Genomic DNA, 21665 nt, shown 5'->3' on the forward strand with positions numbered 1-21665 from the left:
TTCCCCTGAAAATTCAGCCTTGCAGCGCCGCACGGATGGCCCGTGCATTGCGCCCGATGATGTTGACGATGACTTTCTCTCCGGCAGGCGACTGCAGGTGGTCGTGGGTCACGCCCGGATCGACCGCGTTGACGATGCGCACCGCCTGATTCATCTGCGGCTGCGCGGGCGGCACTTTCACCTCCGGTACCAGCCCGCCCGCTGCGAAGGCCAATTCGCCACCCTTGAAACGTGGGCCTGCCGACAAGCCGTTGAGCGAATCGAGGAAGGCCACACCGACCTGGCGCACGGCGGCCGCCCGCACCACGTACTCGCCTGCGGACAGACGCGCCGGGATCGAATCCGACGTGGCGCTACCCGGGCCGGAGACCAGACCGCCACCCGCGAACTTCTTGATTCCACCCAAGAGAGCCATCACAGCGGCGACCATGGCTACCATCGCGGCCACCGCGAGTGCCGGGCCAACGTAGGGAATGGAAGCCTGCGACGCCGCCGCCCCGGCTCCCGCCTTGGCCGCATCCATCGACACCACGGCGGTGGTTTCGGTGGTCTTTTGGGCGACCTTGGCGGCGCTGGCCGCCGCATCGACGGTTTGCTCCTGCTGGATGAAACCGAGCTTGAGCGCCAGCATCCGCGCCTGCATGGCGATCCACTGCTGAAACGGCTGGATCACGATCTGCTGCAGGAAGGCGTCGGCCACCTGCTGGAAAATGCTGGCCAAGGCACTGCGCCAGGTCTGCGCGCCGGTGATCATCCCGTTGAGCGCACCGCCGAAGCTCTCACCGATGCGGTTCCACAGCGGGGCCATTTCATCGACGGTAAGCCGGGTGCGATCCAGCTCGTTGCGCCACGCCTGCACGCGAATCACCGCATCGGGCCCGATGGCCTGCGCGGCTTGCTGCATGGTCGGCAACAAGCGCTCCATCTCTGTGGCTGATTGCTGTTGCAAGGCCACGATCTGCTGACGGGCCTGCGCTTCGGTGAGCAGACCGGCCTGCTGCTGGGTCTGAATGGCCTCCTGCGCATTGCGCAGACGCTCGGTGACCTGCCGCCATTGGGCCTCCAAGGCCGCCAGATTGGCCTGCGCTGCCTTCACGTTGATCAGCCGGTCAACGAGCGACACGCCGTCGGTATCGCTTTCTGCAGCAAGACGCGCCCGCAGGTCGCGGTAGCTGCGCTCGATGGCAGCCTGCCGGTCGGCATCTGTGGCTGTGCCGGTGATCTGTGCCAGTTCCTCACGCGCCTGCGCCAAAGCATCGGCCAGTTCACGCTCGGCTTGCGCAGCCTTGCGCGCATTGGCCTGCTCGATGTCTGTGCGCCGGTTGTTGAGCGTGATGAGGTCGGCTTCCGCTTTGGCCACTTCAGCCTTGGCGCGCAGGCGGTCGTTTTCCGATTTGCCCGTGGTGGCGACTTGCTGACTACGGGCCAGCTCCTGCTGCTTGCGGGCAATCTCGGCATCGACCTCGCGCTGCTCGATGGCCGTTTTCTGCGTGTAGTAGTCGCGCACCGAGACCAGACGGTCCTCGAGCGCAGCATCCAGCGCAGTTTGTTGCCGGGTCAGACCGTCCTTGAGCAGGGCGAACTCGGCGTCCAGCTGCGCTTTCATCAGCGTGGTTTGCGCGCCGGTCGTGTCCTGCGCTGGCTTGACGGCTTTGGGCTTGGTCAGGCGTTGCAGCAGTTCCGGATCGGCCTGGATCTTGGGTGCCTTGACCTCGATGGGCTTGGGGTCGAACAGGCTGTCCCGGAAGGACGCCAGCTCATCCAACCGTTTGACCAGATTGCCTTTGAGGTCGGCAATGATGGCCTTCGCTCCGTCGGCATTGCCCTTGAGCGCTTCCACAGCGGCGGCGACACCCGCGCCAATGGCCTCGCCCAAGGCGACGAAGGCCTTGCCAACCGTGGCGGCACCGAGCGCCAGGGTCTTGAGCACCAGCACCACGCCATCCAGGATCGCGCGCAGTGTGCCGCCTTGCTTGGCCGACTCGACCATGCCACCGGCCATGTCGTTCAAGGCAGGCAGCAAAGAGGCGATGATCTGGTTGCCAATGCTGGTGGTAGCCAGCTTCAGCTTGTCGAGCGCATCGTTGAAGTTGCCCGCCTGCGCTGCAGTCTCACTGCTCATCTGCACGCCGAGCGCCTGCATCTCGGCAGCCAGCTCGTTGATGCCGTCGCGCCCTTGATTCAGGAACGGGATCAGCTCTGCTCCCGACTTGCCGAACAGTTGCACGGCCAGGGCGGTTTTCTCCGCACCATTGGGCATGGCCTTGAAGCGCTCAGCCAGATCCAGCAGCACCTGATCGGTGGCGCGCAAGGTGCCGTCCTGGTTCTTGAACTCGACGCCCACGGCGGAGAATCCGCGAGCAGCATCTTCCGACCCGGTCGCGGCTTCCAGCATCGTGGTGGACAGCTTGCGCAGCCCCTTCTCGAACGATTCGCCCGACACACCGGACTGTTCGGCTGCCGGTTTCCATACCGACAGGGTCTCGACGCTGACACCGACACGTTGCGACATCTCGTCCAGCGCGTCGCCAGTGTCGATGGCCGATTTCACCATCGCGGTCAGACCGGCCACGGAGACAGCCACCCCGAGGTTGGCCAGCACGCCGTTGACGCTCTTGGCGGTGTCGGTCAGGCCACCCAGGCCCCGCTTGATCGAGTCGAAAGCGGTCTTGGTCTGGTCGACGGCACTGATCAGGATTTGGGCACGATTGCTTGCCATCAGACTTTGTCCAGTTCTTGTTGAATCGCCCGCGCCAAGGCAGGTAGTGCGCGTTGCACGCCAACCGCCAGATTCAGTCGTCGTTTGAGATCGACGCGCTTGACCAGCACGGCGATGGGAATCTCCTGGCCACGCTTGATCTGCTTGGCCCCGGTACGACCACGCTCGGCCCGCTTGAAGCGGCCCAGCTGCCTGGCGTTCTCTTTGATGTTCTCGGCCATCAGCAGCACGCGACCGTTCTTCTCGATGAAGAAGGCATTGCCCGAGCGCATCAGGCCATCGATGACCGCCTTGAAGCGCTTGGGGCCGATGCGCCCGGGCAGCAGCGGTATCAGCAAATTGCCGCTCACCGTGCCGCCTTTTTCGTGCAGGCCGAGCCACGGAATCTTGCTGCCCACCAGCAAGGCGGGCAGTTGCTCCGACTTCTTGTCGAATACCTTCACGCCCATCGAGGAGATGAAGCTGTTGCGTTTGACGGTGAAGGCGCTGCGCATCTCGGATCGCGCGGCGTCACGCACTTCACGCCCGCCCGATTGCATGCCCTTGGCGACGGCAGCGTGGATGGCACGACGCCGCTCCGCACCCCACGCCGCCAGCTGGCGCGGGTCCAGCAGGCCGGTGGTGGTGAGCGAGAGACGCATGGCTCAGTCCTTGAGTAGATCGCGTTGCAGTTGTTCGATCCCACGCTTCTCGCCCTGTGCTGCCACGGCATGAATGCCGAGCAGCTGGGCCAGTTGCTGCCGCTCGATCTGTCCGTCGGCATCCAGAAAGGCTTGCGCCTGCGTGAGCGTGTAGCCCATCAAGTCACCGAGGCGGTGACCGGCGCGGATCAGGCGGGCGACGGCAGCGTCCCACCCGAGTTCGTCAGTGAGCGCAGCGTCGGCGCGAGTCGCTGGGCTGCGCCCTGAATGCTCGGCACGACGTGCGCCACGAAAAAATCCGCGTTCACCTCGAACACGGCGGCGGCCAGTTGCACGGCGTCCTCCAGTGACAGATCGTTGATCCACGCGCGTTCGCGTCGGGTGGTGATCGCCAGCAGGTCGAGCACGGCATCGCCGTGCCGCCCCAGCAGCGCCATCCAGTCCGGATCGCTGGTGATTTCCTCGGCCAGCGGGCGCACCACGGCCAGCAGTCGTGGCAACTCACCCAGCCGGATCGGCGTCAGTTCCAGCGCGGTGCCGGACAGCGTCACGACCACAGGCTCAGGGGGGAAGGTCTTGAAGCCGTCCATCACAGCAGCACCAGACGACCGAACTGACCGAGATCACCACCGACCGGCTTGGTCAGATCCGCCAGTACTTGGCCCGACAGCTCGAACTTGAGCAATTCGTCCGTGATGATCGAGAGCTCCTTGGCCGGGTTGATGGCCACGCGGTAGAGGTCGATCACCACCTCGCGGTTGCCGTCGGCGGTGTTGAGCCCCTCGAAGCGAATCCAGCGCTCGGGCAGCGGCTGGGTGAACATCGCCGTGCTCTGCGCCGCGCCATAGGCGTAGTCGACGGTGAACGGCTCGGTGTACGGGCCGCCCGACGTGGCATCGAGCACCACCAGCGAACCGTGCTTGGCATTGACGCTGTATTGGCTGGCCGGGAGCGTCTTGGGCGTGGCATCGGAGTCCTGAATCTGCACGGCGGACACGTTCTGCATGGTCAGCGGGTACAGACTGCCCGGCGTGACCGGGAGGGGCAATGCTTCGCCGGTCACCGTACCGGGAGTGATCGTGGTCGTGGTGCCGTAGAGCGCCAACGCCAGATTGGTGGCGATCAGCTCTTCCAGCGTGCAGGCGAACTCGCCTTTCTTGGTCTTGATGAGTTGCAGGTCGGTTAAGCGCTGACCCGACTGCGCTTCCTGGTGCTCGATGGTGTCCACCGACAGCGACACCTTCAGTTCGGGCACGTTGCCGACGAAGGTCAGTCCTGCTGGATTGCCGAGGTCATCGCGTGCGCCGATGTAGACGCGGCCTTGTCCAGAAAAGTAAGCCATGTTCAGTCTCCTTGGGTGGCTGCAGTTGTGGAAACACCGGATGTGGCTTCACGGCGGGTGGGTTTGGAATCGGTGGCGGGGATGGCCGCTTTGGCCGTGCCTTGTGCGATCAGCCAGCGGGCGCTGGCGTCATTCAGATCAAGGCGATCACCCACGGCGAGGCGCTTGCCTGCGTGGGTGTGGGGTTTCAGTAGTTCGATGGAGAGGGTTTGCATAAGGTGTTCATCCTGTTTGGGTGAGGTCGATGGCGTGGGTGCGGTAGCGGATCTCGTAGCGAGCAGGCAGCGCGACGGCCCCGGCGTCGGCGTCGTCGAACTCCCATTCGCAGTCGATCTCGCGCACGGCGATGGCCAGACCGCCCAGATTCGGGTCGGCGAGCATTGCCGCGTGGGCCGCGACCAGCGTCTGGTCGGCGACGTCGAAGGCATCCGCACCGCGTGCCACCACGGCAAGCCGGACGATCAGCAGCCGGTCGACCAGGTGGTTGGCGTGGGCGGTGATGCTGTCGCCATCGACGAACAGCAGCAGCGCTGGACTGGCCTCGCGGGTGACCGGTACGGCAGGCATGCGTAGCACCGGTGTCGGGGCAATCGCAGATGCCAGGCGCGTGACGATCTCCCGCAAGACGCGCTCGCGGACGGAGTTCATGGGGAGTTCCTCAGAGTTGGGAGAGCGAGGCGCGACGCTCGGTGCCGTCGCCGATGGCGCGCACGTCGCGCACCTGATAGGTATTGCCTGCCACCTCGACGGTGTCCCCGGCTGCCAGCGTCAGCCAGGACGCCGGGTAGTCGATCTGGTAGTCCCGCGACAGCGCAAAACCATCCAGCACGGTTTCGTCGGGGGCACGGAAGGCGCAGTGCACGGTGCTGCCCGCCACCGTGACGGCGGTCAGCAGTCCTGCACTTCGGGCCGCCTCGTACAACGTCGCGACATCCATCAGGCAGCAACGAGCTTGATCAGCACGCCAGGGCGATGGCACATCGGCAGCGGGTTGCTCTGCGTGTGCAGATCAGTGCCCCGGTCGAACTTGCGTGGCTCCTGCTTGGCATACAGTGGCTGGCCGATGGTGTTCACGGTCTCGTTGAAGTCCGCTGGCGCGAAGTAGGTCGCGAAGGTATCCACCGTGCCGACCGGGAAGGCATGGGCTTCCCCTGCGGCAATGAAGCGGCGCGACCCCAGCGTGCCGTCGGCCTGCACAAAGGACGCCTGGCCACGGTATTCCTCGAAGGTGATGCCGCTGTAGCTGAAGCCCGAGCGCATGTCGTTGATCAGCACTGCGCCCTGCTGCCAGTTCTGGTAGGCGGTCTTGACCTCCTTGTGGGTGGTCAGTGCCCGGAAGAACTCGGTCGAGCACAGCACATGCACGCCGGTCGAGAACTCGCCAGTGAGCCCATCTTCCATGAGGCCCAGCAACTCGAGGCAGGCAGTCTTGATTTGCCCGTTGTCGGCCGCCGTCGAAAACTCGAAGGACACCGATTGCGCAGTGATGTCGAACTCGTCGAACAGATCGACGAGCTCACTGCCATCAGCGTCGAGGATCTTGCCTTTGAGCGCACCCATGCGCAGATGCTCCAGGGTGATCGCGTGCTTGTTGCGCATGGTCTCCAGATGGCGGGCCATGACACCGCCGATGGCTTCCATTTCGGTTTCGGAACCGAAGGCGCGCAGTCCTTGCACTTCCTCGGGCAGCACCACGTCGTCGTGGGGGATGTGCGGGATCACGAAGGAGCGCAGGTTGCGCTTGCCACGCTCACCCACCGTGCCGGGCGAACCGGGCGCCCGGGTGGGCAGCAGATTCAGACGACCGGCGTACTCCTCGACGATGATCTGCCGGGTGCGCACCGGCTTGGCCGGGAACAGGTTGAGTTGCTCCAGCCGCCCATAGCGGTTGGGCAGGAGGTTGATGGCGGCCGTCAGGCTGGCCATCGAAAAGCCGGGGTTTTCAAAAGGGTTCTGCATTTGGGATCTCCAGAAATGACGAAACCCGCCAGCGGCGGGTTTTGGGGGGAGTGAAACGGAGCGTTGGAAGTGCGTCAGGCGCGGGTTTTAGGCACTCTCGCGGGCCAGGACTCCACGTTCTGCGAGTTGCTTGATGGCAGCCACTTTGTGCGCAGTGCTGATGCCGGTCGGCCAGACCAATGCGCCGCGCGCGACGATGGCGTGGCGGGCGATCAGGATCGCGTCCTCACGGTCGATCAGCGTCGCATCGACGTCATTGCCGAGCACGCCAACGGCGGTTTCCGTGCCGTCCGAGGCGCTCGGGTCGAGGGCCTTGAGCTTGGCGGTAGCCGTTTCGCGACCCACCACGGTGCCCAGCGACAGGTTCTGCGCGGCCGCGACGGTGTCCTGGTCACGCGAGTAGAGATTCGGCGCTTCGTACTTCAACAGGTCGCCGAGATTCTTGGGTTGAGAGACAGTGGGCATGGCTTACTCCTTGGCGGTGAGCTTCTTGACGGCAGCGACCACCGGACTGTTTTCCGGGCGCTGAATGGTTCCTGCCTCTGCGGTGATGCGCGAGGCGATTTCGGGTTGGTCGGCACGGGCGTCGAGCAAGGCGCGGCGCACCTGCGCTTCCGAGAAGCCTGCTGCGAGGAATTCCGCCGTGCGTTGGGATTGGCCCGCGATCAGGCACATCTCTGCAATGGCCTGAGCTTGGCCGCGCCCGCTGGCGAACGACTGCGCCAATGCGGCTTGGGCGGCAGGCGTCGGTTCAAGATCGCTGTCGGTCTGCGACTGGTCGCCCTGTGGGTCGGTGTCGGCCGGACGCTTAAGGTTTTCGTGGTCGTCTTTGGGGTCGGTCATGGTGTTCTCCAGGGTGAAAGGTTTGCTTCGGGGCGGGTTTGAAATGGATTGAGTGGACAAGCTTCGCGGCGAGGCGCGGGCCACGCCAGGCTGCGCCAACCGCTGCTTGGCCGCCAACGCGTCGGTGAACTCGGTCATCACCGCATCAAACGGCATCACCGCGTCGGCGAGGCCTGCTGCCACCGCCTGCTCGCCATAGAACAGCCCCGCCTCGGTGGCGCGCACGGCATCCGGATCGATGCCGCGCATCTGTCCGACCTGATTCACGAAGATGTCGTAGAGGCGATCCACCTCGGTCTGCAACGCGGTGGTGGCCTGGGGGGTGAGTGGCTCGTGCGGGGAGAAATCGTTCTTGTGGCTGCCCGCGAAGACAGCGGTGTAGTTCAGGCCGTCCTTGGCGTCCTTCACCGACTGGTCGACGTGTAGCGCGATCACGCCAATCGACCCAACGCCAGCGGTCTGCGACAGCGTCAGGCGTTGGCAGGCAGCCGCGATGGCAAAAGCCGCCGAGTACGCGGCATCGTTGGCGTGCGCCCAGATCGGCTTGATGGTGCTGGCGGCGCGGATGCGCTCGGCCAACTCGAACACACCCGAGGCCTCGCCCCCGGGCGAGTCCAAATCGAGCAGGATGCCCGCCACCTGCGGGTCGGCCAGCGCGGCATCCAGTCGGGCTTCGATCTCGCCGTAGGACATCAGGCCAGAGGCGGCTTCGATACCCATCGAACGTCTGACCAGCGTGCCGACCACCGGGATGACGGCAATGCCCGCCTGACCCGATGTGGCGTTCTGGCGCGGCATGGGCAGCGGCATCGCCATGTCCAGATCGGGCAAGCCGATGCGGGAACCCAGCACGGAGAGGATCACGTCGAGTTTGGGACGCGCAATGAGGAGCGGCGTCCCGTAGAGGCGGGACGCCAGATGAACGAGTTGCATGTCAGTTGTCCTGTTGGTCTTGCGGCACGGCCACTGTGGCGGCCGCATTCATGGGCGCGCCCAATGTCGATGGTTGGGGCGCTTTGTCATGGCGCGGGTCGGAGTCGAAGACCAGACCGAGCGCATCGGCACGCTGGTTGTCGGCGGCGATCTCGCGGTCGATGTCCTCGGCGTCGTAGCCGAAGGCCGAGATGGCTTCCGAGCGAGACAGCAGCCCGGCGCGAATGGCGGTCAGCATCGCGTCGAATTCCTTCTTGGGATCGACCCACTGCCAACCCTGTGGAATCCATTTGGCCGCGAAGTAGTCGCGCTTCTTCTCGGTGAACTGCGGCAGCGCCAGCGCGCCTTCAAGTAGCGCCTGCTCCATCCAGGCACGCCAGATCGGGCGGCACAGCTGGTGGACGATCACGCCGTGCTGGATGGCCTCACAGCGGCGGCGAAATTCCAGCAACCCGGCCCGGATCGACGAGTAGTTCACTTGCGTCAGGTCGCCGGTCAGCATCTCGTAGGTGATGCCCATCGCCGCTGCCACCGCCCGGAACTGCATGCGCAGGAATTCGGCGTAGCTCGCGCCAACGTCGGCAGGCTGACTGAACTTCACGTCCTCGCCGGGCTCCAGGATCTGCATCGTGCCCGGCTCCAGCCCGGCCAATGCTGCACCACTGGCATCCGGCAGTCCCTCACCCATCAGGTTGTCCTCAGGTGACAGGCGCGTGATGAAGCCCGCGAACATCGCGGCGGTTTTCTTGCGCACGAGCTCGGCGTCGTCGTACTGGTCGAGTTCGTTGAGCTTGACCAGTGCGCGCGCCAGCCACGGTTCTCCCCGGATCTGTCCGGGCCGCAAGGGACGAAACAGGTGAATGATTTCGCTGGCCGGGACACGCACTGTGTCGAGACCGCCCACCACGCCACCAGTGCCCGACATCGGAGCCAGTGAGCCATCACCCGGGTGTGAGCGATACAGGTGGTAAGCCACCCGCCGTCCGAGCTTGTCGAATTCGATGCCCGCACGGATCACATTTCCCGAAGCCAATTCCTGATTCAGCGTGGCTGGCAGGTGTTCGGGTTCGAGCAACTGCAATTGCAGGCCCACCGGCAGGCCATCTTCCGGGCGGCGATAGCGCAGCCGCACCAGACATTCCCCGCCTTCGAGCATGGCGCGACAGGCCAAGGCCTGCAGTCCGTAGAAATCAGTCAGTCCGGCGGCATCGGCCTCCTCGCACCAGTCCCACCACAGGCTATGAATGGCTTCACGCAAGGGCTGATCAGCCAGCATGCTCTGCGGCTTGATGCCGGTGCCGATGGCGTTCGAGACAAAGGCCTCGACGCCTGCCGCTGCCCAGGCATTGCGGCGTACCAGATCGCGGCTCTTGGCGCGCAATTCGTTCTGGGTGAACGCCAGCGCTGCAACCGCACCGGGATTGCCAATCTGCCACGCCAGGGCGCGACGGCCACCACCGATACCGTCATAGAACGGGGTGCCGCCAAGCAGACTCATGCCGACGCGTCTACGCATTCGGTCAAACCATCGCATGTTCAGAACCCTTTGCCGGTGGTGACCCGGATCTGGCGTGGCGCGCCAGGCCACAGTCCGGTGTCCACGGCCTGCTCGAAGAGGTCGCGCTTGACCGCCGCAATGGCAGCCTGGAGTTCATCGACGCTGCGGTACTCGACGGTCTTGTCGCCAAAGGTCACGCGCTTTTCGCCCTTGACAAGCGCCGCTTCCAGTGCGTCGAGGTGTGCTTGTGTGTAGGCCATCAGCGGAACACCGTAAGGTTGATTTCGGAGGAGTCGTCGAACGATGCGGCCGTGGTGGCGCAACTGATGTCGACGTACTGGGCGGTCTTCAGGTCGGTGCTGGATCGCACGATGGCAATGCGCTGCGTGCCACTGTTGGTGCTGCTGCGGGCGAGTGCCGTCCAGCAATAGTTGGCGTCGGGCATGGCAACGGTGAAGGTCACGCGGTAGCGACCCGCCGCCGTCCGGGTCACGCTGGCCACGTTGTGCGACGACCGCACGACGATCTGGTTGCCGACGTAGCCGAAGCACACCCACGCCCGGGCCAGACCGGGGTGGGTTGCGTCGATCTTGGTCTTGACCTCGAGCCCGACACGACTGGCCAGCGCACTGATGCGCGATGCGAGGCTCATCAGACAAGCACCCCCACAAAGACCGCGACAAAATCGGTGTCGGTGTTGCCGACATCACTGGCCGCGACGGCACCGATGTTGCTGCGCGCCTGGAGTTGTTCGGCGACGGTCAGCGACTGCGCCGCATCGAAGCGCACGCGGTTGTTCACGGCAGCGAGCAGCGCATCCAGACCACTGGTGCCGTTCTGCAGCAGTTGCTGGATTTCCACCAGCGTGTCGTACGCGGCATCGGCACCGCCCAAGATCTCGGTCTTGAGCGCATCGAGCAGCGAGACGATTTTGTTGGACGAGTACGTGGTCGTGGCCGCGACGTGCGCATCGTCGATCACCGCCGACGACACCACGGCGGCTTTCAGTTCGTTGATGGCCGCGACCAGATTCGACTTATCGGTGGTGGTGAGGTTGGCCAGGTTGCCTGCCTTGGCGCGGACGTCGTTGAACTCCTGCGCGACGCGGATGACCAGACTTTCGATACGGGTAGCAAGACTCATGTTTTCTCCTTGATGTGTCAGGACAGCCAGCGGCTTTTGATCACGCGCCGACCGGTGTTACGGTTGCCAGAAACAGCGAGGCCACCGCGTTGGGTGGCCTCGTTGATCGATTCAGTAGGTGTTTCAAGGGCTGGCGGACTAGACAGCCCCAGTTGTCGCTCCAGTTCCCGCCAGTGGCGTTCCTCGAAGCGATCCAGTCCCGCCGCCGATGCAGCCGCGCGGGCGTAGACGTAGCAGTCGAGCGCCTCATTGCGCTCACGCATCTTTTGCCACTCACGCACCGGGAAGCCGTTGCGGTCGCGGCGGGTGATCAGTTGTTCCGCGCAGAGTTGCTGGATGAACTCAGCATCGATCTTGGGCAGATGGACGAACCCGGCCGGGAACACCGTGGTCAATCCGTCCTCGCCAACATCGGCGCTCTTGCGCAGGTTGTTGTAGAACTCGAGCTTGGCGATGCTGACCGCCACCGAGTACACCTTGATGCCCCGGCGCAGCTTCTTTCCACCCTGCGAGACATCGATGGCGGTCGGCGTGCCGATCAAGGCTGCACCACGAGGTACCCCCTTGACCGCCATCACACGCGAATCGCGGCAAGCCCGCACAAAGGCGTAGGCCTCCTGCGTCGCAAAGCCGGTATCCAAGGCAAAACGCACCAGCGGCATCGCCGCGCCGGAGGCGTGTGTCCAGGTTTCGGCCAGCATTTCAGCAAGGCGCTTCCATACCGCGTCGCGGGCGGTGTCACCCATCAGCACGCGGTGCTCAACCAGCCAGGACTCCTTGCCGCGCCCAAAGGCCCAGACCGACGCCTCGATGCGATCTTTCTGCACGTCGGCCGCGCCGACCAAGAGCAGACCGCCTTGCGGCACGCTGCCGACGCGGTAGTCCTCGCGGCGTTCGACCAGTCGTTGCCAGTCCGGCGCTTCGCCTTCCTCGACCCAGGTTTCACCCAACTCGGTGTTCTTGAAGGTCTTGATGGCGGCGGCCGATCCCGACTCTTTACTGACGGCGGCCTCCCACGCAGCGGCGATCTCTCGCCACGAACGCCAGCCCACCGGGCTGTACAGCGACGACAGGTGGAAGCCTGCCGTCTTACCCGCGCCATCGGTGATCATCGCGCGCCACTCGCCGTGCTCCAGCATCCACGTCTTGTGGTGCTCGGCAATCGCGGTGTCACATGACTCGCAGATGTAGGCGGCGGTCTCCGGTTGCCCTCTGTCCCAACGCAGCTGCTCGAAACGCAGCCACTGACGGTGGGAGCAATGCGGACACGGCACAAAGTAGCGACGTTGGTCACTGGCCTCGTACTCGCGCTCGATAGCCGATGCCCCTGAGATCGTCGGCGTCGAGACGATGAAGATCTTGCGCCGCGCGAAGGTGCGTGTACGCGCCTCGGCCAGCGAGATCGCATCCCCTTCACCCTCAACGTCCAACGGATAGCCGTCGACCTCGTCGAGAAACAGATACCGCACCGGCATCGAGCGCAGTCCGACCGCGCTGTTGGCCCCAGTCATCACCAGCACGCCACCCCGGAACTCCTTGGCCAGGATGGTGTTGCCGGAATCCCGGCTGCGCGCCGGTGCAATCAGTTCGGCCAATGCCGATGACTCTTCGATCAGCGGATCAATCCGCTGCTTGGAGTTGCGCTTGGCCATCTCTACTGTTGGCCACACCGCCATCATCGGGCCCGGCGCGTGGTGGATCACGTAGCCGATCCAGTTCGATCCCATCTCCGTCGCGCCAAGCTGGGCGGCTTTCATGAACACGACGCGCTCGACCGGGGAGGTCGGCGACAGGCAATCCATGATTGCTTTCAGGTACGGCGTGCGGCTGGTGCGCCAGCGCCCCGGTTCGGCAGATGCCTTACTGGAGAGCATCCGGTGGCGATCTGACCATTCGGACACGGTGAGCAGCGGGTCTGGAGTCAGCCCTTCGCGCCACGCGCGTTCGATTTCTGCCGCGCCTTCGTAATCCATGTCCATCAATCCACCCTCGGGCGCATCTCGCCCAGTTCCTGCAGGTGCTCACGCACCGCCGCCTCCAAGGCGATGTGCATCGTGTGGGGATCGACGCCGAGCTTGGCTGCCATTTGTGCCGAGATGCGTGCGGGCCAGTTGAGCCACGCATCGCGTTCGGAGCGCGCCAGCTTGAAGACATGGGCGATGGCCTGCGGCCGATCCACCAGCTCGCCCTTGAGTCGGGCCAGACGCACCTTGTTGGTTTGCGCCTTGACCACTTCGTTGACCGTCCGCGCTTGCAACAAGGACGTGCCACCTGCTGCGGATGTTGCCAATGAGGCTGCTTGCCCGTCTCCTGTGGCCCCGCTGGATTCCTGGACGGCGACCTTGACCGCGCGGGTGGCCGTGCCATTGCGCGGTGCATCGGAATTGCGCGCCCACTCGCGGTCGACGCGCTCGGCATCAATCGTTCCGTCTGCCTCCGGCGTGATCCGCCCAGCAGCGATGGCCTTGCGCACCGCTGCATCGGACACCCCTCGGTGGCGTGCGTAGGCACGAATCGAAATACCCATATTTCCCCTTCGGGGCACCTTCAATCATTTGTTCGTCATTCATGCGAATTGAGCTTGGCTTCCATCTGGAACAGCGCGTTCATACGTTCGTCATCAACACCATGAAAGGACACGGACATGAGCAAGCTCGAACAACTCCTGACCCAGATCGCGCAAAACAAGCTGGGCATCGAAACCCTGGAAACCCGCCGCTCAGACAGCCTCGATTTCCACGATGTGGCGGTCTGGTGCCTACGCGATGCGCTTGAAGCCGCCTTCAACGCGGGTCTCGAGCAGGGGCGCAATGCCAACCCGCCAGACAAGGCCAACACCTGATTGCGAAGCGAAGAAGCCAAGCAAAAAGCGCTTGGCTTCACTTGAGAACAGCGCGTTCATCACATCACCGTCCACCACATCGAAGGAGCAAAACATGACCACCACTCAACTGACCCCTGCCCAGCACGCGATCCTGGCCCACGCGGTTGAACACACCAGCGGCAAGATCGACTGGTTCCCCGACAACATCAAAGGCGGCGCACGCAAGAAGGTGCTCGACGGACTTTTCAACCGCGCACTAATCACAACCGACGGCACCAACTGGTTTGTCGCTGCGGAGGGCTACGACGCCCTGGGCATTCCGCGTCCCGACGTGAACAGGAAGGGCATCGGTCAGTTCGAAGCCAATCTCGACCGGATCATCGCCAACGCTGAAGGCGCGCCTGCGGCCGCGAGCGATCCCGAACTGGAAGCCGCCGTAACCGCCGCAGAAGCAACGTGGGTCAAGCCGCGCACCCGCGAGAACAGCAAGCAGGCCGAAGTGATCCGGATGCTGCAACGCCCCGAGGGCGCAACCATCGGCCAGATCTGCACCGCCACCGGTTGGCAGGCGCACACGGTGCGCGGCACCTTCGCCGGAGCCTTCAAGAAAAAGCTCGGCCTGAACATCGTCTCGGACAAGCCGAAGGGTGGCGAGCGGATCTACCGCATCGCCTGAAAACGAGCACAGCGAGTTTCGGCGAAGCCAAAAAGATGGCGAGAGGAGCCATGAATAGCTTGGCTTCTCTCCCCACCAGCGCGTTCATACAGATGTCGTGATTGACGACGCCAAACCAGGAAAACCGCCATGAGCACCATGACCATCACCATCGAACGCACCCCACGCACTCTGCAGTTCGCAGGCCAAAGCCTCCAGGTCGAAGAGTTGAGCATCCGCCTACCGTTTGCACGCAAACCTGCCGACCTCGGCGAACCGGGCGGGAGCGACCAGCACAATGTCTACGTCACCGAGACCAAGGAGCTCACCCCTGCCGAATTCGACGCCTTTGGGCGCAGCCTGCTGGTGTCACGCGACTGGCTGCGTGGCAAGGGTGGCGGCACTGGCGACGGCTACCTCTGCGTCGAGGTCACTGCTCCCGGACGCCCTTACCTCTACGTCAATCCCGAGGGCGGTGATTACGCCCGCTACGTAGCCCGTCTCGGGTAAGCGAAATTGATCGAGAAAGAGGCCAGGAACAGCTTGGCTTCTCAATCGAACAGCGCGTTACTACAGGTGTCGCAACGATCAACCCGGAGAAGACACCATGACCACCAACCAGATCCCCACCACCCAGAACGAAGCCTGGGGTTTTTGGGGCACGATGAACGAACACGCCAGCGCCGCATGGCCCCTGGCCATGAACGCCATTTCGGACGCCACCCACCAGCCCCTCGAATCGGTGCGGACCTTCCTCGACAGCCGTCACGGACGCCACTTTGCCGACGACGTCCAGAACGGCTTGTACCAAGGCCAAGCCTTGCAGGATGCGATCAAGGCCGCCACCCAACGTTGGATGGGCTGGACGATTGGCCGCCAGACCAGCAAGCAGTACGGCATCCCGCGCGGCCTGCCTTACCTGACAGGCTTTGTGATCCACTGCGAAATCTGCGAAGAGCTGGCTGCCTGATGAAAACGCCCGCCACCGAACGGGAGCAGGCACTGCGTTGGCTGACTGCCAACCGGCGTCCAGACATCTCCATCGAGCAGGCTGTGCTGGTAATGTGCATTGCACTGCCCTGAGATCTCAGCGCGGTTATCCGTAATCTGCGATTGATTCGTGCTTTTGCAATGCTGTATCGAAACGGCCTAGTAGTATTGCCTGCTCCAAATGACTGCGTTCGGCCAGAAGCAGACATTCGTTTTGCTATTTATATTCTATTGAGCCTAAATCCGGAGAATGGAGAATCAAATCTGCAAGGCTTGCCACCGGACCGCTTAACGAAGTTTCTGAGCGATGTACGAGATAAAGATCTTTGTAAACATCTTCTTCAATCGGAATTGCATGTAACCATCCGCTTGCCTGTTCATGCTTGACCGCGCTTTCCATCACAAGCGAGATTCCTAGCCCTGCGTGGACCGCGTGTTTGACCGCCTCGGTGCTACCTAACTGCATACCCACTGTGAACTCTGCCGAGTCGGCACCGGCATATTGTTGTAGTAGGCGCCCAGTTCCGGTAGCCGCTTCGCCTCCAAGCAAGTTCTGGGATTTTAACCACTTAAGTGGAATGGTCGACTCGGCAGCCCAAGGATGGCCGGGGCGAACAATGACAACCATCCTCTCGCGCCGCCATACTGTTGAGACGAACCCAGGACGTGAGTCCCACCACTCCATTACCGCTACATCCACTTCAAGCGTTTCCAGCAAAGCGGCAATCTCGATATTTTTGCCGATCCTCACATCGATCTTGTTTGCTAATTTATCTTGGAGCGCCTTGATATAGGGTTGTAAAAGATAAATGCCGATATTGGAGCTTGCACCAACGACCAGGCTTTTATTGTGGAGGGCTGCCGTAGCCTTATGGCTAGTACGGAGCAATTGTTCCGCATAGGGGAAAAAAATCTTTCCCTCCAATGTCAGGCTTTGCGGCATTGTTGCGCGGTCAATCAGCCGGGCCTGCAAAGACTGCTCCAGCCGCTTGATATGCTGCGTTACTGTTGGCTGGGACAATCCAGTTTGCTTCGCCGCTTCGCGAAAGCCCCCGCATTTGACGACGGCAATGAACGTCGCCACACGCTCCAGATCTATCACGCCGCCTTTACTCCCGGATACGGCAGATTAATCGCGCCCATCGGTTTTTCACCAGCGAGTGCCTGGATGATGTTCATCGCTGCCTGCCGCTCGATTTCAAGCCGAACTTCCTTGACCGCCGATCCCAAATGCGGCGTAAAAAACGTTTGTGCCGTATTGTCGAGCAGCGCCTTGGGGATAGCCTGCGGGCGATCAGCGCGTATCCATTCTTCCATCTCGAAGACATCGGCTGCATATCCAGCTAGTTTTCCAGACGCCAGTGCTGCTATCACCGCATTCTCATCCACGACCGAGCCGCGACATGCATTGATCAGGTAGCTACCGGTTTTCATCTTGGCCAACGCGGTGGCATCGATCAGATGCAGTGTCTCTGCGGCCATCGGAACCATCGGCACGACATAATCACATTTTTCGAGCAGTTCATCGAGCGTGACGCGCTGTACGTGCCAAGCCTTTTCTTGTTCGGCATTGAGCGGAATCGGATCGCAATACAAGAGATTCATTTCAAAGCCAGCCAAGCGCTGGGCGATTGCACGGCCGACCGCCCCCATACCAATGATGCCAAGCGTTTTTCCTGTCAAACCAGAGCCATATAGTGTCGGCCGCCAGCCTTGGAAGTGTCCGCTACGGATTTGCCTATCGCCTTCCAGCATATGCCTTGTCAAACCGAGAAGAAGGCCGATAGTCAGTTCAGCGGTCGGGATCGTAAGCAAATCCGGCACAATCGTAAGCCATACACCGTGGCGTGTGCAGGCGTTGACATCGAAGTTATCATAGCCTTTAAGCGCGGCGCCGATGACACGCAGCTTTGGACATTCCTCGAGAAACGCGCTGTCGATGCTGTCCGGCATGAAAGCCATGAGTGCATCCGCATCTTTGGCTCGCGCAATTACCTCAGAACGCGGCAAGGTTTCCCGTGTGGTGTTGGGGATAACATCGGCGCTAGCGGACAACAATTCGATGATTTCCGGGTGCACCCAGTGGGTGAGGACGACTTTGGGCTTCATAAAAACCTTTGTAAGCTTTGGGAGTTATTTGAACTTGCGACGCAGGAAGGAGCTGAAGGCGTCGACGAGGGTAACCATGCCTAAAATAACCAGCAAAATAGCCGAGACATCCTGGTATTGCATGATGCGCAGAGAGCCCATCAGCTCGAACCCGATTCCACCGGCGCCGACCATGCCCATCACGGTCGAAGCACGGAAGTTGTATTCCCATCGATAGATCGCGGTATCGGCCATTTGCGGAAGCACTTGGGGAAAGATCCCATGAAAAATCACCTGCAATGGCGTGCAGCCCGCTGCATGCGCGGCTTCTACCGGTGCCGGATCGGCATGTTCGATCGATTCCGAAAAAAATTTGGCGATCATGCCAACCGAATGTAAGCCTAGGGCTAAAACACCCGGCAATGCGCCGAAGCCAACGGCTGCCACGAACAGGATGCCCATGATCAGTTCGGGTATCGATCGCAAAGCGTTTAACAGGCCGCGTGTGGCTTGATACACGAGTGGATGAGGGCTAGTATTCCGCGCGGCGAGCACTCCTAAGGGAATGGATAGCAATACCGCGATTGCCGTGCCGGCGATACTCATGGCCAAGGTATCCAGTACCGGTTTGACCCAGGTGCCAGCCTGCGAGAAGTTCGGTGGGAACATCTCGCCGGCAATTTTTACCAGGCTTGGCATGCCATCCTTCAATCGCTCGGCATCAAATAGGCCGACGTAATACCAGCAACCGATCACAATCGCCAGCACAACGGCAAACTGCAGTATCGTGCGGTTCCATACGCGCTGGCGCTCGGCCAGAATCAAACCAAAATCAGCTTGCATGCTGTCGCTCACTTAGAACTTCGACAGATCGAGCTTGAGCAGTGTGCCAAGGCTGCGCACCACGTCATAGTCTTTGTCGCTGATCGGGCCGAAACCATCGGCTTTGAAAGGTTTCAGGACTTCCGGATCTTTGAGATTCAAGAAGGCTGCACGGATCTTTTCCTTCAGTTCCGGCTTCAGATTGCTGCGCATGGTCCACGGGTATTGCGGATATGGCTTCGATTCGGCAAGAACTTTTACTTTGTTGGGATCGACCAGTCCGCGCTGAACCAGGGATTCAAAAATCGGCTTACTCAAGCCGCCAGCCTGCGCGTGACCGTTTTGCACGGCCATGGCCACCGCGTCATGCGCACCGGCAAAGTGTTCGCGATAGTTTTCGCCGGCTTTCAAACCGTTTTCCGCCAATATCGACTTCGGAATCAAATGGCTGGAGGTGGATGCCTTATCACCGTAAGCGACATTCTTGTTGACGATATCACTGATTTTGGCGATGCCGGCGCCAGTATTGGCGATCAATACGGACTGGTAGGTAGTGCTACCCTTTTGCTTCATCGCTGCGAATGGCTCGATGTCGCTCTTTTGCTTAGCCAGCACATACGACAAGGGGCCAAAATATGCCATGTCGATACGGCCGTGACGCATGGCTTCGATCATTGACGAGTAATCAGTGGTAACCACCAGCTCAATTTTCTTTCCCAGCTCTTTTTCCAGATAGATTTCGAGCGGCTTGTTGTTTTTAATTACGGTCGATGCGTTTTCGTCCGGCAGCAGCGCAACTTTGAGCGTTTCTGGATCGGGATTGGATGATGCATGGCCAATGCTGCAGACGGCGGCAAGCAAGACAGACATTAATGCGGATGCGAGTTTTTTCATAATCAATCCTTTACGGTAGCAAGTTGCATGGGAAATGAAGTATCGATAAGCCGTTCCTCTCGAGCGTCTTGTGGAACGCTCAAAGAAGAACGGGGTACTTGTTCATACAGCGTGTCGTAACTGGCTTGATCCAAAGTCTGCGGGGCGGCATCAAAAATGACTCGGCCATGGGACAGGCCAATAATACGGTCGGCATAACGTTGAGCGAGGTCTACCTGATGCAGGCTGACGACCGCCGAAATCCCGTCCTCTTTACAAATGCGGTGCAGCAGACTTAGCACTCGCTCTGCAGTAGCAGGATCGAGGCTGGCTACCGGTTCATCAGCCAACACCAGTTTAGGTTGCTGAGCCAGAGCCCGGGCAATACCGATGCGTTGCTGCTGGCCGCCGCTCAATGCGTCGACACGGCTTAAGGCTTTGTGCAATAAGCCGACTCGGTCCAGACTTTGCAGGCATATGGATTGATCCTTCGCCGGGAGGGGGAATAGACTGCGTAATGCCGTGTGGTAGCCCATTCGGCCCATCGAAACGTTTTGCAAAGCCGTCAGTCGGCCAATCAATTGATGCTGTTGAAACACCATGCCAGTCTGTCGGCGATGCATGCGCAATGCACGCGAGTTCGCCAAATTTCCTAAGCCGGCGACAATGGTGGTGCCGCGCTGCGACGCATGCAGCGAGTTAATACAGCGAAGTAGCGTGGATTTTCCAGCGCCGGAAGATCCGAGCAATACGGTGAACTGTCCCTGATGGAGTTTGAGAGTGGTGGGATACAGTGCAATCGCATCACCATAACTGACTGAGACATTCTGTAGTTCGATCATGACACCTCCGGCAGATTTGAATTCGTAATCAAAAATGATGACCTGATTACGAATCTGAATTGCAGCGATGGTAATGTCGTGATATGACACCCTGATGACTCGTTGATGTCATTTTTGTGACATGGTCGCGGGTGCCTGTGAGGGAAATAAGTTGTGCTATCTATGCCAAATATAGACGTCTGCTATCGGCCAGGAGTGGACGCTGGTCAGCGACCGCTAAGTGGTCAGGTGCTATGGTGATCGTGAGTGATCGTCCTAGCTCATTAAACGTACTAGACCACAATTCCGCATGTCCCTCACTGACTTCCAAACACTTGTTCTTGATGAAGGGCTCGCCGAATGGTTCGCCAACCACGGCGGCGCCAGCGCGAGCACCATTGCTGAGAAGCTCTCGGTGTCACATGAGCAAGCACTGGCAGCGGTTGAGGAGCTTGCGCATCTGGGCTATGGCACCCTAAATCGTGACGTAAAGCTGGTCGCGCTGAGCTTCGACCCCGCCAACCCTAGTGGTGGCTTTACCCAGAGGCCATTCACGACCCACATCTTCTTCCCCTCCAGGGGCGCGCTGCGTCGGGCCTTCTACGCTTCTGAACTACCGGCACAAAACCTAACCGAGTACGTTGTAAGACTGCACCTCGGTACTCAGCAGATTGAACTCATCTTCTTCTCCGAGGAGGTTCTATCTCGCTACTTTGATCATCCGGAGCTGTACGACATTAGTGACAGTCTCGCCGGCGGAGAGATCAACGCACGTGGGGAAGATGTTGACGATCGTTATCTGTATGTCAGGTATGGCAAATGCCGACTTCGAGACGGAAGAATTGCAGTCACTGCGATCTGCAAGGATCTTGCTGACATGGGAGTGTTGGAGCAAAGGTACTGGCACTCCCATGAACTGGTAAAGCCAGACTTGGAGTCCAGCGATCCCAACTTCCAGGCCTTTCTCGGCAGAACCTACGATGGATCTTGGGTCGAGTACCCTGACCCCATCGCCGATTTGATCGCCGCAATGCGATCTCTGAACTCGATCGTGTCGCCCGGCGCGCTTTTCACTCGACTCGAGAACGTTCACCTTCGCGCGCCAGTTGAGCAAACGTACAAGTCCTTCTGCGACTGCGCTAGCGAGCTCTACAAGATCATTGGCCCCGACGCACTCTCTCAGGCGACCATGAAGGACATTCTCCAAAATAGGTTGGGGTTGTCTGCATCCGACTTTGTGCATCATCAGTCAAAGCGCCCCCTCAGCAGCAGCCAGCTGCTGGCGTTGCTTGAGCAGCAGTTCAAGCTACCTGGCAGTCTGTCGGAGGTCCTTCGTAAGGTATCTGCGCTCCGAGTCGATGCTGATCACAAGATCCTAAATCGGGACGAGAAGCCGTCTACGTACTCAGAACAATTCGCCGCGTTGTGCAGCCAAGCTACCGCAGCCGTCGAGGAGCTTGCCGGAGCGCTGACGCCGTCAACCGAATGATGCCTAACTCTGCGTTGGGCGGCTG

At 61.1% G+C, this 21665-nt stretch carries 27 protein-coding genes; 5 read left to right on the plus strand and 22 right to left on the minus strand.

Translation table 11 applies throughout. The features are described 5' to 3' along the window. Positions 1 to 13: 13 nt before the first annotated feature. The 17 genes from K206_RS0100940 to K206_RS0101015 form a co-directional block, all read right to left on the minus strand. Positions 14 to 2719 carry a hypothetical protein gene (locus K206_RS0100940; protein WP_020200531.1) on the minus strand — a complete coding sequence of 902 codons (2706 nt, stop codon included), beginning with the start codon at positions 2717 to 2719 and terminating at the stop codon, positions 14 to 16. Beyond that, positions 2719 to 3360: a DUF6441 family protein gene (locus tag K206_RS0100945; RefSeq protein ID WP_020200532.1), complete on the minus strand. Its 642-nt coding sequence runs from the start codon at positions 3358 to 3360 to the stop codon at positions 2719 to 2721. Before K206_RS0100945 ends, K206_RS0100940 begins: the two co-directional genes overlap by 1 nt. Positions 3361 to 3363: 3 nt before the next feature. Continuing rightward, positions 3364 to 3519, minus strand: a complete 156-nt coding sequence (locus tag K206_RS43540) for a hypothetical protein (protein ID WP_020200533.1) — start codon at positions 3517 to 3519, stop codon at positions 3364 to 3366. Between the two features lie 29 nt (positions 3520 to 3548). Next, the gene (locus K206_RS0100955; protein WP_029043078.1) at positions 3549 to 3950 is read right to left on the minus strand and encodes a hypothetical protein; all 402 of its coding nucleotides are present in this window, start codon (positions 3948 to 3950) and stop codon (positions 3549 to 3551) included. Next, positions 3950 to 4702: a hypothetical protein gene (locus K206_RS0100960; protein WP_020200535.1), complete on the minus strand. Its 753-nt coding sequence runs from the start codon at positions 4700 to 4702 to the stop codon at positions 3950 to 3952. The genes K206_RS0100955 and K206_RS0100960 overlap by 1 nt, the downstream gene beginning before the upstream one ends. Positions 4703 to 4704: 2 nt before the next feature. Then, positions 4705 to 4917: a hypothetical protein gene (locus tag K206_RS41240; RefSeq protein WP_081651273.1), complete on the minus strand. Its 213-nt coding sequence runs from the start codon at positions 4915 to 4917 to the stop codon at positions 4705 to 4707. A 7-nt stretch (positions 4918 to 4924) separates the two neighbouring features. Then, positions 4925 to 5350, minus strand: a complete 426-nt coding sequence (locus K206_RS0100965; protein ID WP_029043079.1) for a hypothetical protein — start codon at positions 5348 to 5350, stop codon at positions 4925 to 4927. Between the two features lie 10 nt (positions 5351 to 5360). Beyond that, the gene (locus K206_RS0100970; RefSeq protein ID WP_009521715.1) at positions 5361 to 5639 is read right to left on the minus strand and encodes a hypothetical protein; all 279 of its coding nucleotides are present in this window, start codon (positions 5637 to 5639) and stop codon (positions 5361 to 5363) included. Next, positions 5639 to 6661 carry a major capsid protein gene (locus K206_RS0100975; protein ID WP_020200538.1) on the minus strand — a complete coding sequence of 341 codons (1023 nt, stop codon included), beginning with the start codon at positions 6659 to 6661 and terminating at the stop codon, positions 5639 to 5641. Before K206_RS0100975 ends, K206_RS0100970 begins: the two co-directional genes overlap by 1 nt. Before the next feature lie 87 nt (positions 6662 to 6748). After that, positions 6749 to 7126: a head decoration protein gene (locus K206_RS0100980; RefSeq protein WP_020200539.1), complete on the minus strand. Its 378-nt coding sequence runs from the start codon at positions 7124 to 7126 to the stop codon at positions 6749 to 6751. Positions 7127 to 7129: 3 nt separating this feature from the next. Then, a complete protein-coding gene (locus tag K206_RS0100985; RefSeq protein ID WP_020200540.1) occupies positions 7130 to 8437 on the minus strand; it encodes a S49 family peptidase in 1308 nt (435 codons plus the stop codon). 1 nt (position 8438) lies between these two features. Continuing rightward, positions 8439 to 9971 (minus strand): phage portal protein, encoded by a 1533-nt coding sequence (locus tag K206_RS0100990; protein WP_029043080.1) that lies wholly within the window; start codon positions 9969 to 9971, stop codon positions 8439 to 8441. Positions 9972 to 9973: 2 nt separating this feature from the next. Continuing rightward, the gene (locus K206_RS0100995) at positions 9974 to 10195 is read right to left on the minus strand and encodes a phage head-tail joining protein (RefSeq protein WP_009521720.1); all 222 of its coding nucleotides are present in this window, start codon (positions 10193 to 10195) and stop codon (positions 9974 to 9976) included. After that, positions 10195 to 10587, minus strand: coding sequence for a hypothetical protein (locus K206_RS0101000; RefSeq protein WP_020200542.1), 393 nt, complete (start codon positions 10585 to 10587; stop codon positions 10195 to 10197). Before K206_RS0101000 ends, K206_RS0100995 begins: the two co-directional genes overlap by 1 nt. Continuing rightward, positions 10587 to 11078, minus strand: a complete 492-nt coding sequence (locus tag K206_RS0101005; RefSeq protein WP_020200543.1) for a hypothetical protein — start codon at positions 11076 to 11078, stop codon at positions 10587 to 10589. The genes K206_RS0101000 and K206_RS0101005 overlap by 1 nt, the downstream gene beginning before the upstream one ends. Positions 11079 to 11095: 17 nt before the next feature. After that, a complete protein-coding gene (locus tag K206_RS0101010) occupies positions 11096 to 13057 on the minus strand; it encodes a phage terminase large subunit family protein (protein ID WP_020200544.1) in 1962 nt (653 codons plus the stop codon). Beyond that, entirely contained in the window at positions 13057 to 13605 is a 549-nt protein-coding gene (locus tag K206_RS0101015) for a hypothetical protein (RefSeq protein WP_029043081.1), read from the minus strand. Before K206_RS0101015 ends, K206_RS0101010 begins: the two co-directional genes overlap by 1 nt. 117 nt (positions 13606 to 13722) lie before the next feature. Here K206_RS0101015 and K206_RS0101020 point away from each other — a divergent pair, with 117 nt between their 5' ends. The 4 genes from K206_RS0101020 (at position 13723) to K206_RS0101035 (ending at position 15527) form a co-directional block, all read left to right on the plus strand. Further along, positions 13723 to 13920, plus strand: a complete 198-nt coding sequence (locus tag K206_RS0101020) for a hypothetical protein (RefSeq protein ID WP_020200546.1) — start codon at positions 13723 to 13725, stop codon at positions 13918 to 13920. Between the two features lie 94 nt (positions 13921 to 14014). Next, positions 14015 to 14578: a DUF3489 domain-containing protein gene (locus K206_RS0101025; RefSeq protein ID WP_020200547.1), complete on the plus strand. Its 564-nt coding sequence runs from the start codon at positions 14015 to 14017 to the stop codon at positions 14576 to 14578. Between the two features lie 129 nt (positions 14579 to 14707). Beyond that, positions 14708 to 15067, plus strand: coding sequence for a hypothetical protein (locus K206_RS0101030; RefSeq protein ID WP_020200548.1), 360 nt, complete (start codon positions 14708 to 14710; stop codon positions 15065 to 15067). A gap of 97 nt (positions 15068 to 15164) precedes the next feature. Next, positions 15165 to 15527, plus strand: a complete 363-nt coding sequence (locus tag K206_RS0101035; RefSeq protein WP_020200549.1) for a hypothetical protein — start codon at positions 15165 to 15167, stop codon at positions 15525 to 15527. A gap of 237 nt (positions 15528 to 15764) precedes the next feature. Here K206_RS0101035 and K206_RS41245 read toward each other — a convergent pair whose 3' ends face one another. The 5 genes from K206_RS41245 to phnC are packed head-to-tail and all read right to left on the minus strand — an operon-like array spanning position 15765 to position 20172. Continuing rightward, positions 15765 to 16649 carry a LysR family transcriptional regulator gene (locus K206_RS41245; RefSeq protein WP_004629222.1) on the minus strand — a complete coding sequence of 295 codons (885 nt, stop codon included), beginning with the start codon at positions 16647 to 16649 and terminating at the stop codon, positions 15765 to 15767. Beyond that, positions 16646 to 17656, minus strand: coding sequence for a phosphonate dehydrogenase (locus K206_RS0101045; RefSeq protein WP_029043082.1), 1011 nt, complete (start codon positions 17654 to 17656; stop codon positions 16646 to 16648). The genes K206_RS41245 and K206_RS0101045 overlap by 4 nt, the downstream gene beginning before the upstream one ends. 24 nt (positions 17657 to 17680) lie before the next feature. Then, positions 17681 to 18478 carry a phosphonate ABC transporter, permease protein PhnE gene (gene phnE / locus K206_RS0101050; protein WP_009238668.1) on the minus strand — a complete coding sequence of 266 codons (798 nt, stop codon included), beginning with the start codon at positions 18476 to 18478 and terminating at the stop codon, positions 17681 to 17683. 12 nt (positions 18479 to 18490) lie between these two features. Further along, complete coding sequence (phnD, locus tag K206_RS37265; RefSeq protein WP_004629229.1) at positions 18491 to 19351, minus strand: phosphate/phosphite/phosphonate ABC transporter substrate-binding protein; 861 nt, start codon at positions 19349 to 19351, stop codon at positions 18491 to 18493. A gap of 2 nt (positions 19352 to 19353) precedes the next feature. Then, positions 19354 to 20172: a phosphonate ABC transporter ATP-binding protein gene (gene phnC / locus K206_RS41250; RefSeq protein ID WP_020200553.1), complete on the minus strand. Its 819-nt coding sequence runs from the start codon at positions 20170 to 20172 to the stop codon at positions 19354 to 19356. 289 nt (positions 20173 to 20461) lie between these two features. On the opposite strand from phnC, the gene K206_RS0101060 reads away from it, so the two are divergent. Then, positions 20462 to 21640 (plus strand): hypothetical protein, encoded by a 1179-nt coding sequence (locus K206_RS0101060; protein WP_020200554.1) that lies wholly within the window; start codon positions 20462 to 20464, stop codon positions 21638 to 21640. Positions 21641 to 21665 lie beyond the last annotated feature (25 nt).

This window comes from Cupriavidus sp. WS, from assembly GCF_000395345.1.
Taxonomy (GTDB): Bacteria; Pseudomonadota; Gammaproteobacteria; order Burkholderiales; family Burkholderiaceae; genus Cupriavidus; species Cupriavidus basilensis_B.

What these genes read in the sequence shown, in the direction of transcription:
- K206_RS0100940 (WP_020200531.1), bottom strand. Translation starts at nt 2,719, where the DNA reads ATGGCAAGCAATCGTGCCCAAATCCTGATCAGTGCCGTCGACCAGACC.
- K206_RS0100945 (WP_020200532.1), bottom strand. Translation starts at nt 3,360, where the DNA reads ATGCGTCTCTCGCTCACCACCACCGGCCTGCTGGACCCGCGCCAGCTG.
- K206_RS43540 (WP_020200533.1), bottom strand. Translation starts at nt 3,519, where the DNA reads ATGGGCTACACGCTCACGCAGGCGCAAGCCTTTCTGGATGCCGACGGA.
- K206_RS0100955 (WP_029043078.1), bottom strand. Translation starts at nt 3,950, where the DNA reads ATGGACGGCTTCAAGACCTTCCCCCCTGAGCCTGTGGTCGTGACGCTG.
- K206_RS0100960 (WP_020200535.1), bottom strand. Translation starts at nt 4,702, where the DNA reads ATGGCTTACTTTTCTGGACAAGGCCGCGTCTACATCGGCGCACGCGAT.
- K206_RS41240 (WP_081651273.1), bottom strand. Translation starts at nt 4,917, where the DNA reads ATGCAAACCCTCTCCATCGAACTACTGAAACCCCACACCCACGCAGGC.
- K206_RS0100965 (WP_029043079.1), bottom strand. Translation starts at nt 5,350, where the DNA reads ATGAACTCCGTCCGCGAGCGCGTCTTGCGGGAGATCGTCACGCGCCTG.
- K206_RS0100970 (WP_009521715.1), bottom strand. Translation starts at nt 5,639, where the DNA reads ATGGATGTCGCGACGTTGTACGAGGCGGCCCGAAGTGCAGGACTGCTG.
- K206_RS0100975 (WP_020200538.1), bottom strand. Translation starts at nt 6,661, where the DNA reads ATGCAGAACCCTTTTGAAAACCCCGGCTTTTCGATGGCCAGCCTGACG.
- K206_RS0100980 (WP_020200539.1), bottom strand. Translation starts at nt 7,126, where the DNA reads ATGCCCACTGTCTCTCAACCCAAGAATCTCGGCGACCTGTTGAAGTAC.
- K206_RS0100985 (WP_020200540.1), bottom strand. Translation starts at nt 8,437, where the DNA reads ATGCAACTCGTTCATCTGGCGTCCCGCCTCTACGGGACGCCGCTCCTC.
- K206_RS0100990 (WP_029043080.1), bottom strand. Translation starts at nt 9,971, where the DNA reads ATGCGATGGTTTGACCGAATGCGTAGACGCGTCGGCATGAGTCTGCTT.
- K206_RS0100995 (WP_009521720.1), bottom strand. Translation starts at nt 10,195, where the DNA reads ATGGCCTACACACAAGCACACCTCGACGCACTGGAAGCGGCGCTTGTC.
- K206_RS0101000 (WP_020200542.1), bottom strand. Translation starts at nt 10,587, where the DNA reads ATGAGCCTCGCATCGCGCATCAGTGCGCTGGCCAGTCGTGTCGGGCTC.
- K206_RS0101005 (WP_020200543.1), bottom strand. Translation starts at nt 11,078, where the DNA reads ATGAGTCTTGCTACCCGTATCGAAAGTCTGGTCATCCGCGTCGCGCAG.
- K206_RS0101010 (WP_020200544.1), bottom strand. Translation starts at nt 13,057, where the DNA reads ATGGACATGGATTACGAAGGCGCGGCAGAAATCGAACGCGCGTGGCGC.
- K206_RS0101015 (WP_029043081.1), bottom strand. Translation starts at nt 13,605, where the DNA reads ATGGGTATTTCGATTCGTGCCTACGCACGCCACCGAGGGGTGTCCGAT.
- K206_RS0101020 (WP_020200546.1), top strand. Translation starts at nt 13,723, where the DNA reads ATGAGCAAGCTCGAACAACTCCTGACCCAGATCGCGCAAAACAAGCTG.
- K206_RS0101025 (WP_020200547.1), top strand. Translation starts at nt 14,015, where the DNA reads ATGACCACCACTCAACTGACCCCTGCCCAGCACGCGATCCTGGCCCAC.
- K206_RS0101030 (WP_020200548.1), top strand. Translation starts at nt 14,708, where the DNA reads ATGAGCACCATGACCATCACCATCGAACGCACCCCACGCACTCTGCAG.
- K206_RS0101035 (WP_020200549.1), top strand. Translation starts at nt 15,165, where the DNA reads ATGACCACCAACCAGATCCCCACCACCCAGAACGAAGCCTGGGGTTTT.
- K206_RS0101045 (WP_029043082.1), bottom strand. Translation starts at nt 17,656, where the DNA reads ATGAAGCCCAAAGTCGTCCTCACCCACTGGGTGCACCCGGAAATCATC.
- phnE (WP_009238668.1), bottom strand. Translation starts at nt 18,478, where the DNA reads ATGCAAGCTGATTTTGGTTTGATTCTGGCCGAGCGCCAGCGCGTATGG.
- phnD (WP_004629229.1), bottom strand. Translation starts at nt 19,351, where the DNA reads ATGAAAAAACTCGCATCCGCATTAATGTCTGTCTTGCTTGCCGCCGTC.
- phnC (WP_020200553.1), bottom strand. Translation starts at nt 20,172, where the DNA reads ATGATCGAACTACAGAATGTCTCAGTCAGTTATGGTGATGCGATTGCA.
- K206_RS0101060 (WP_020200554.1), top strand. Translation starts at nt 20,462, where the DNA reads ATGTCCCTCACTGACTTCCAAACACTTGTTCTTGATGAAGGGCTCGCC.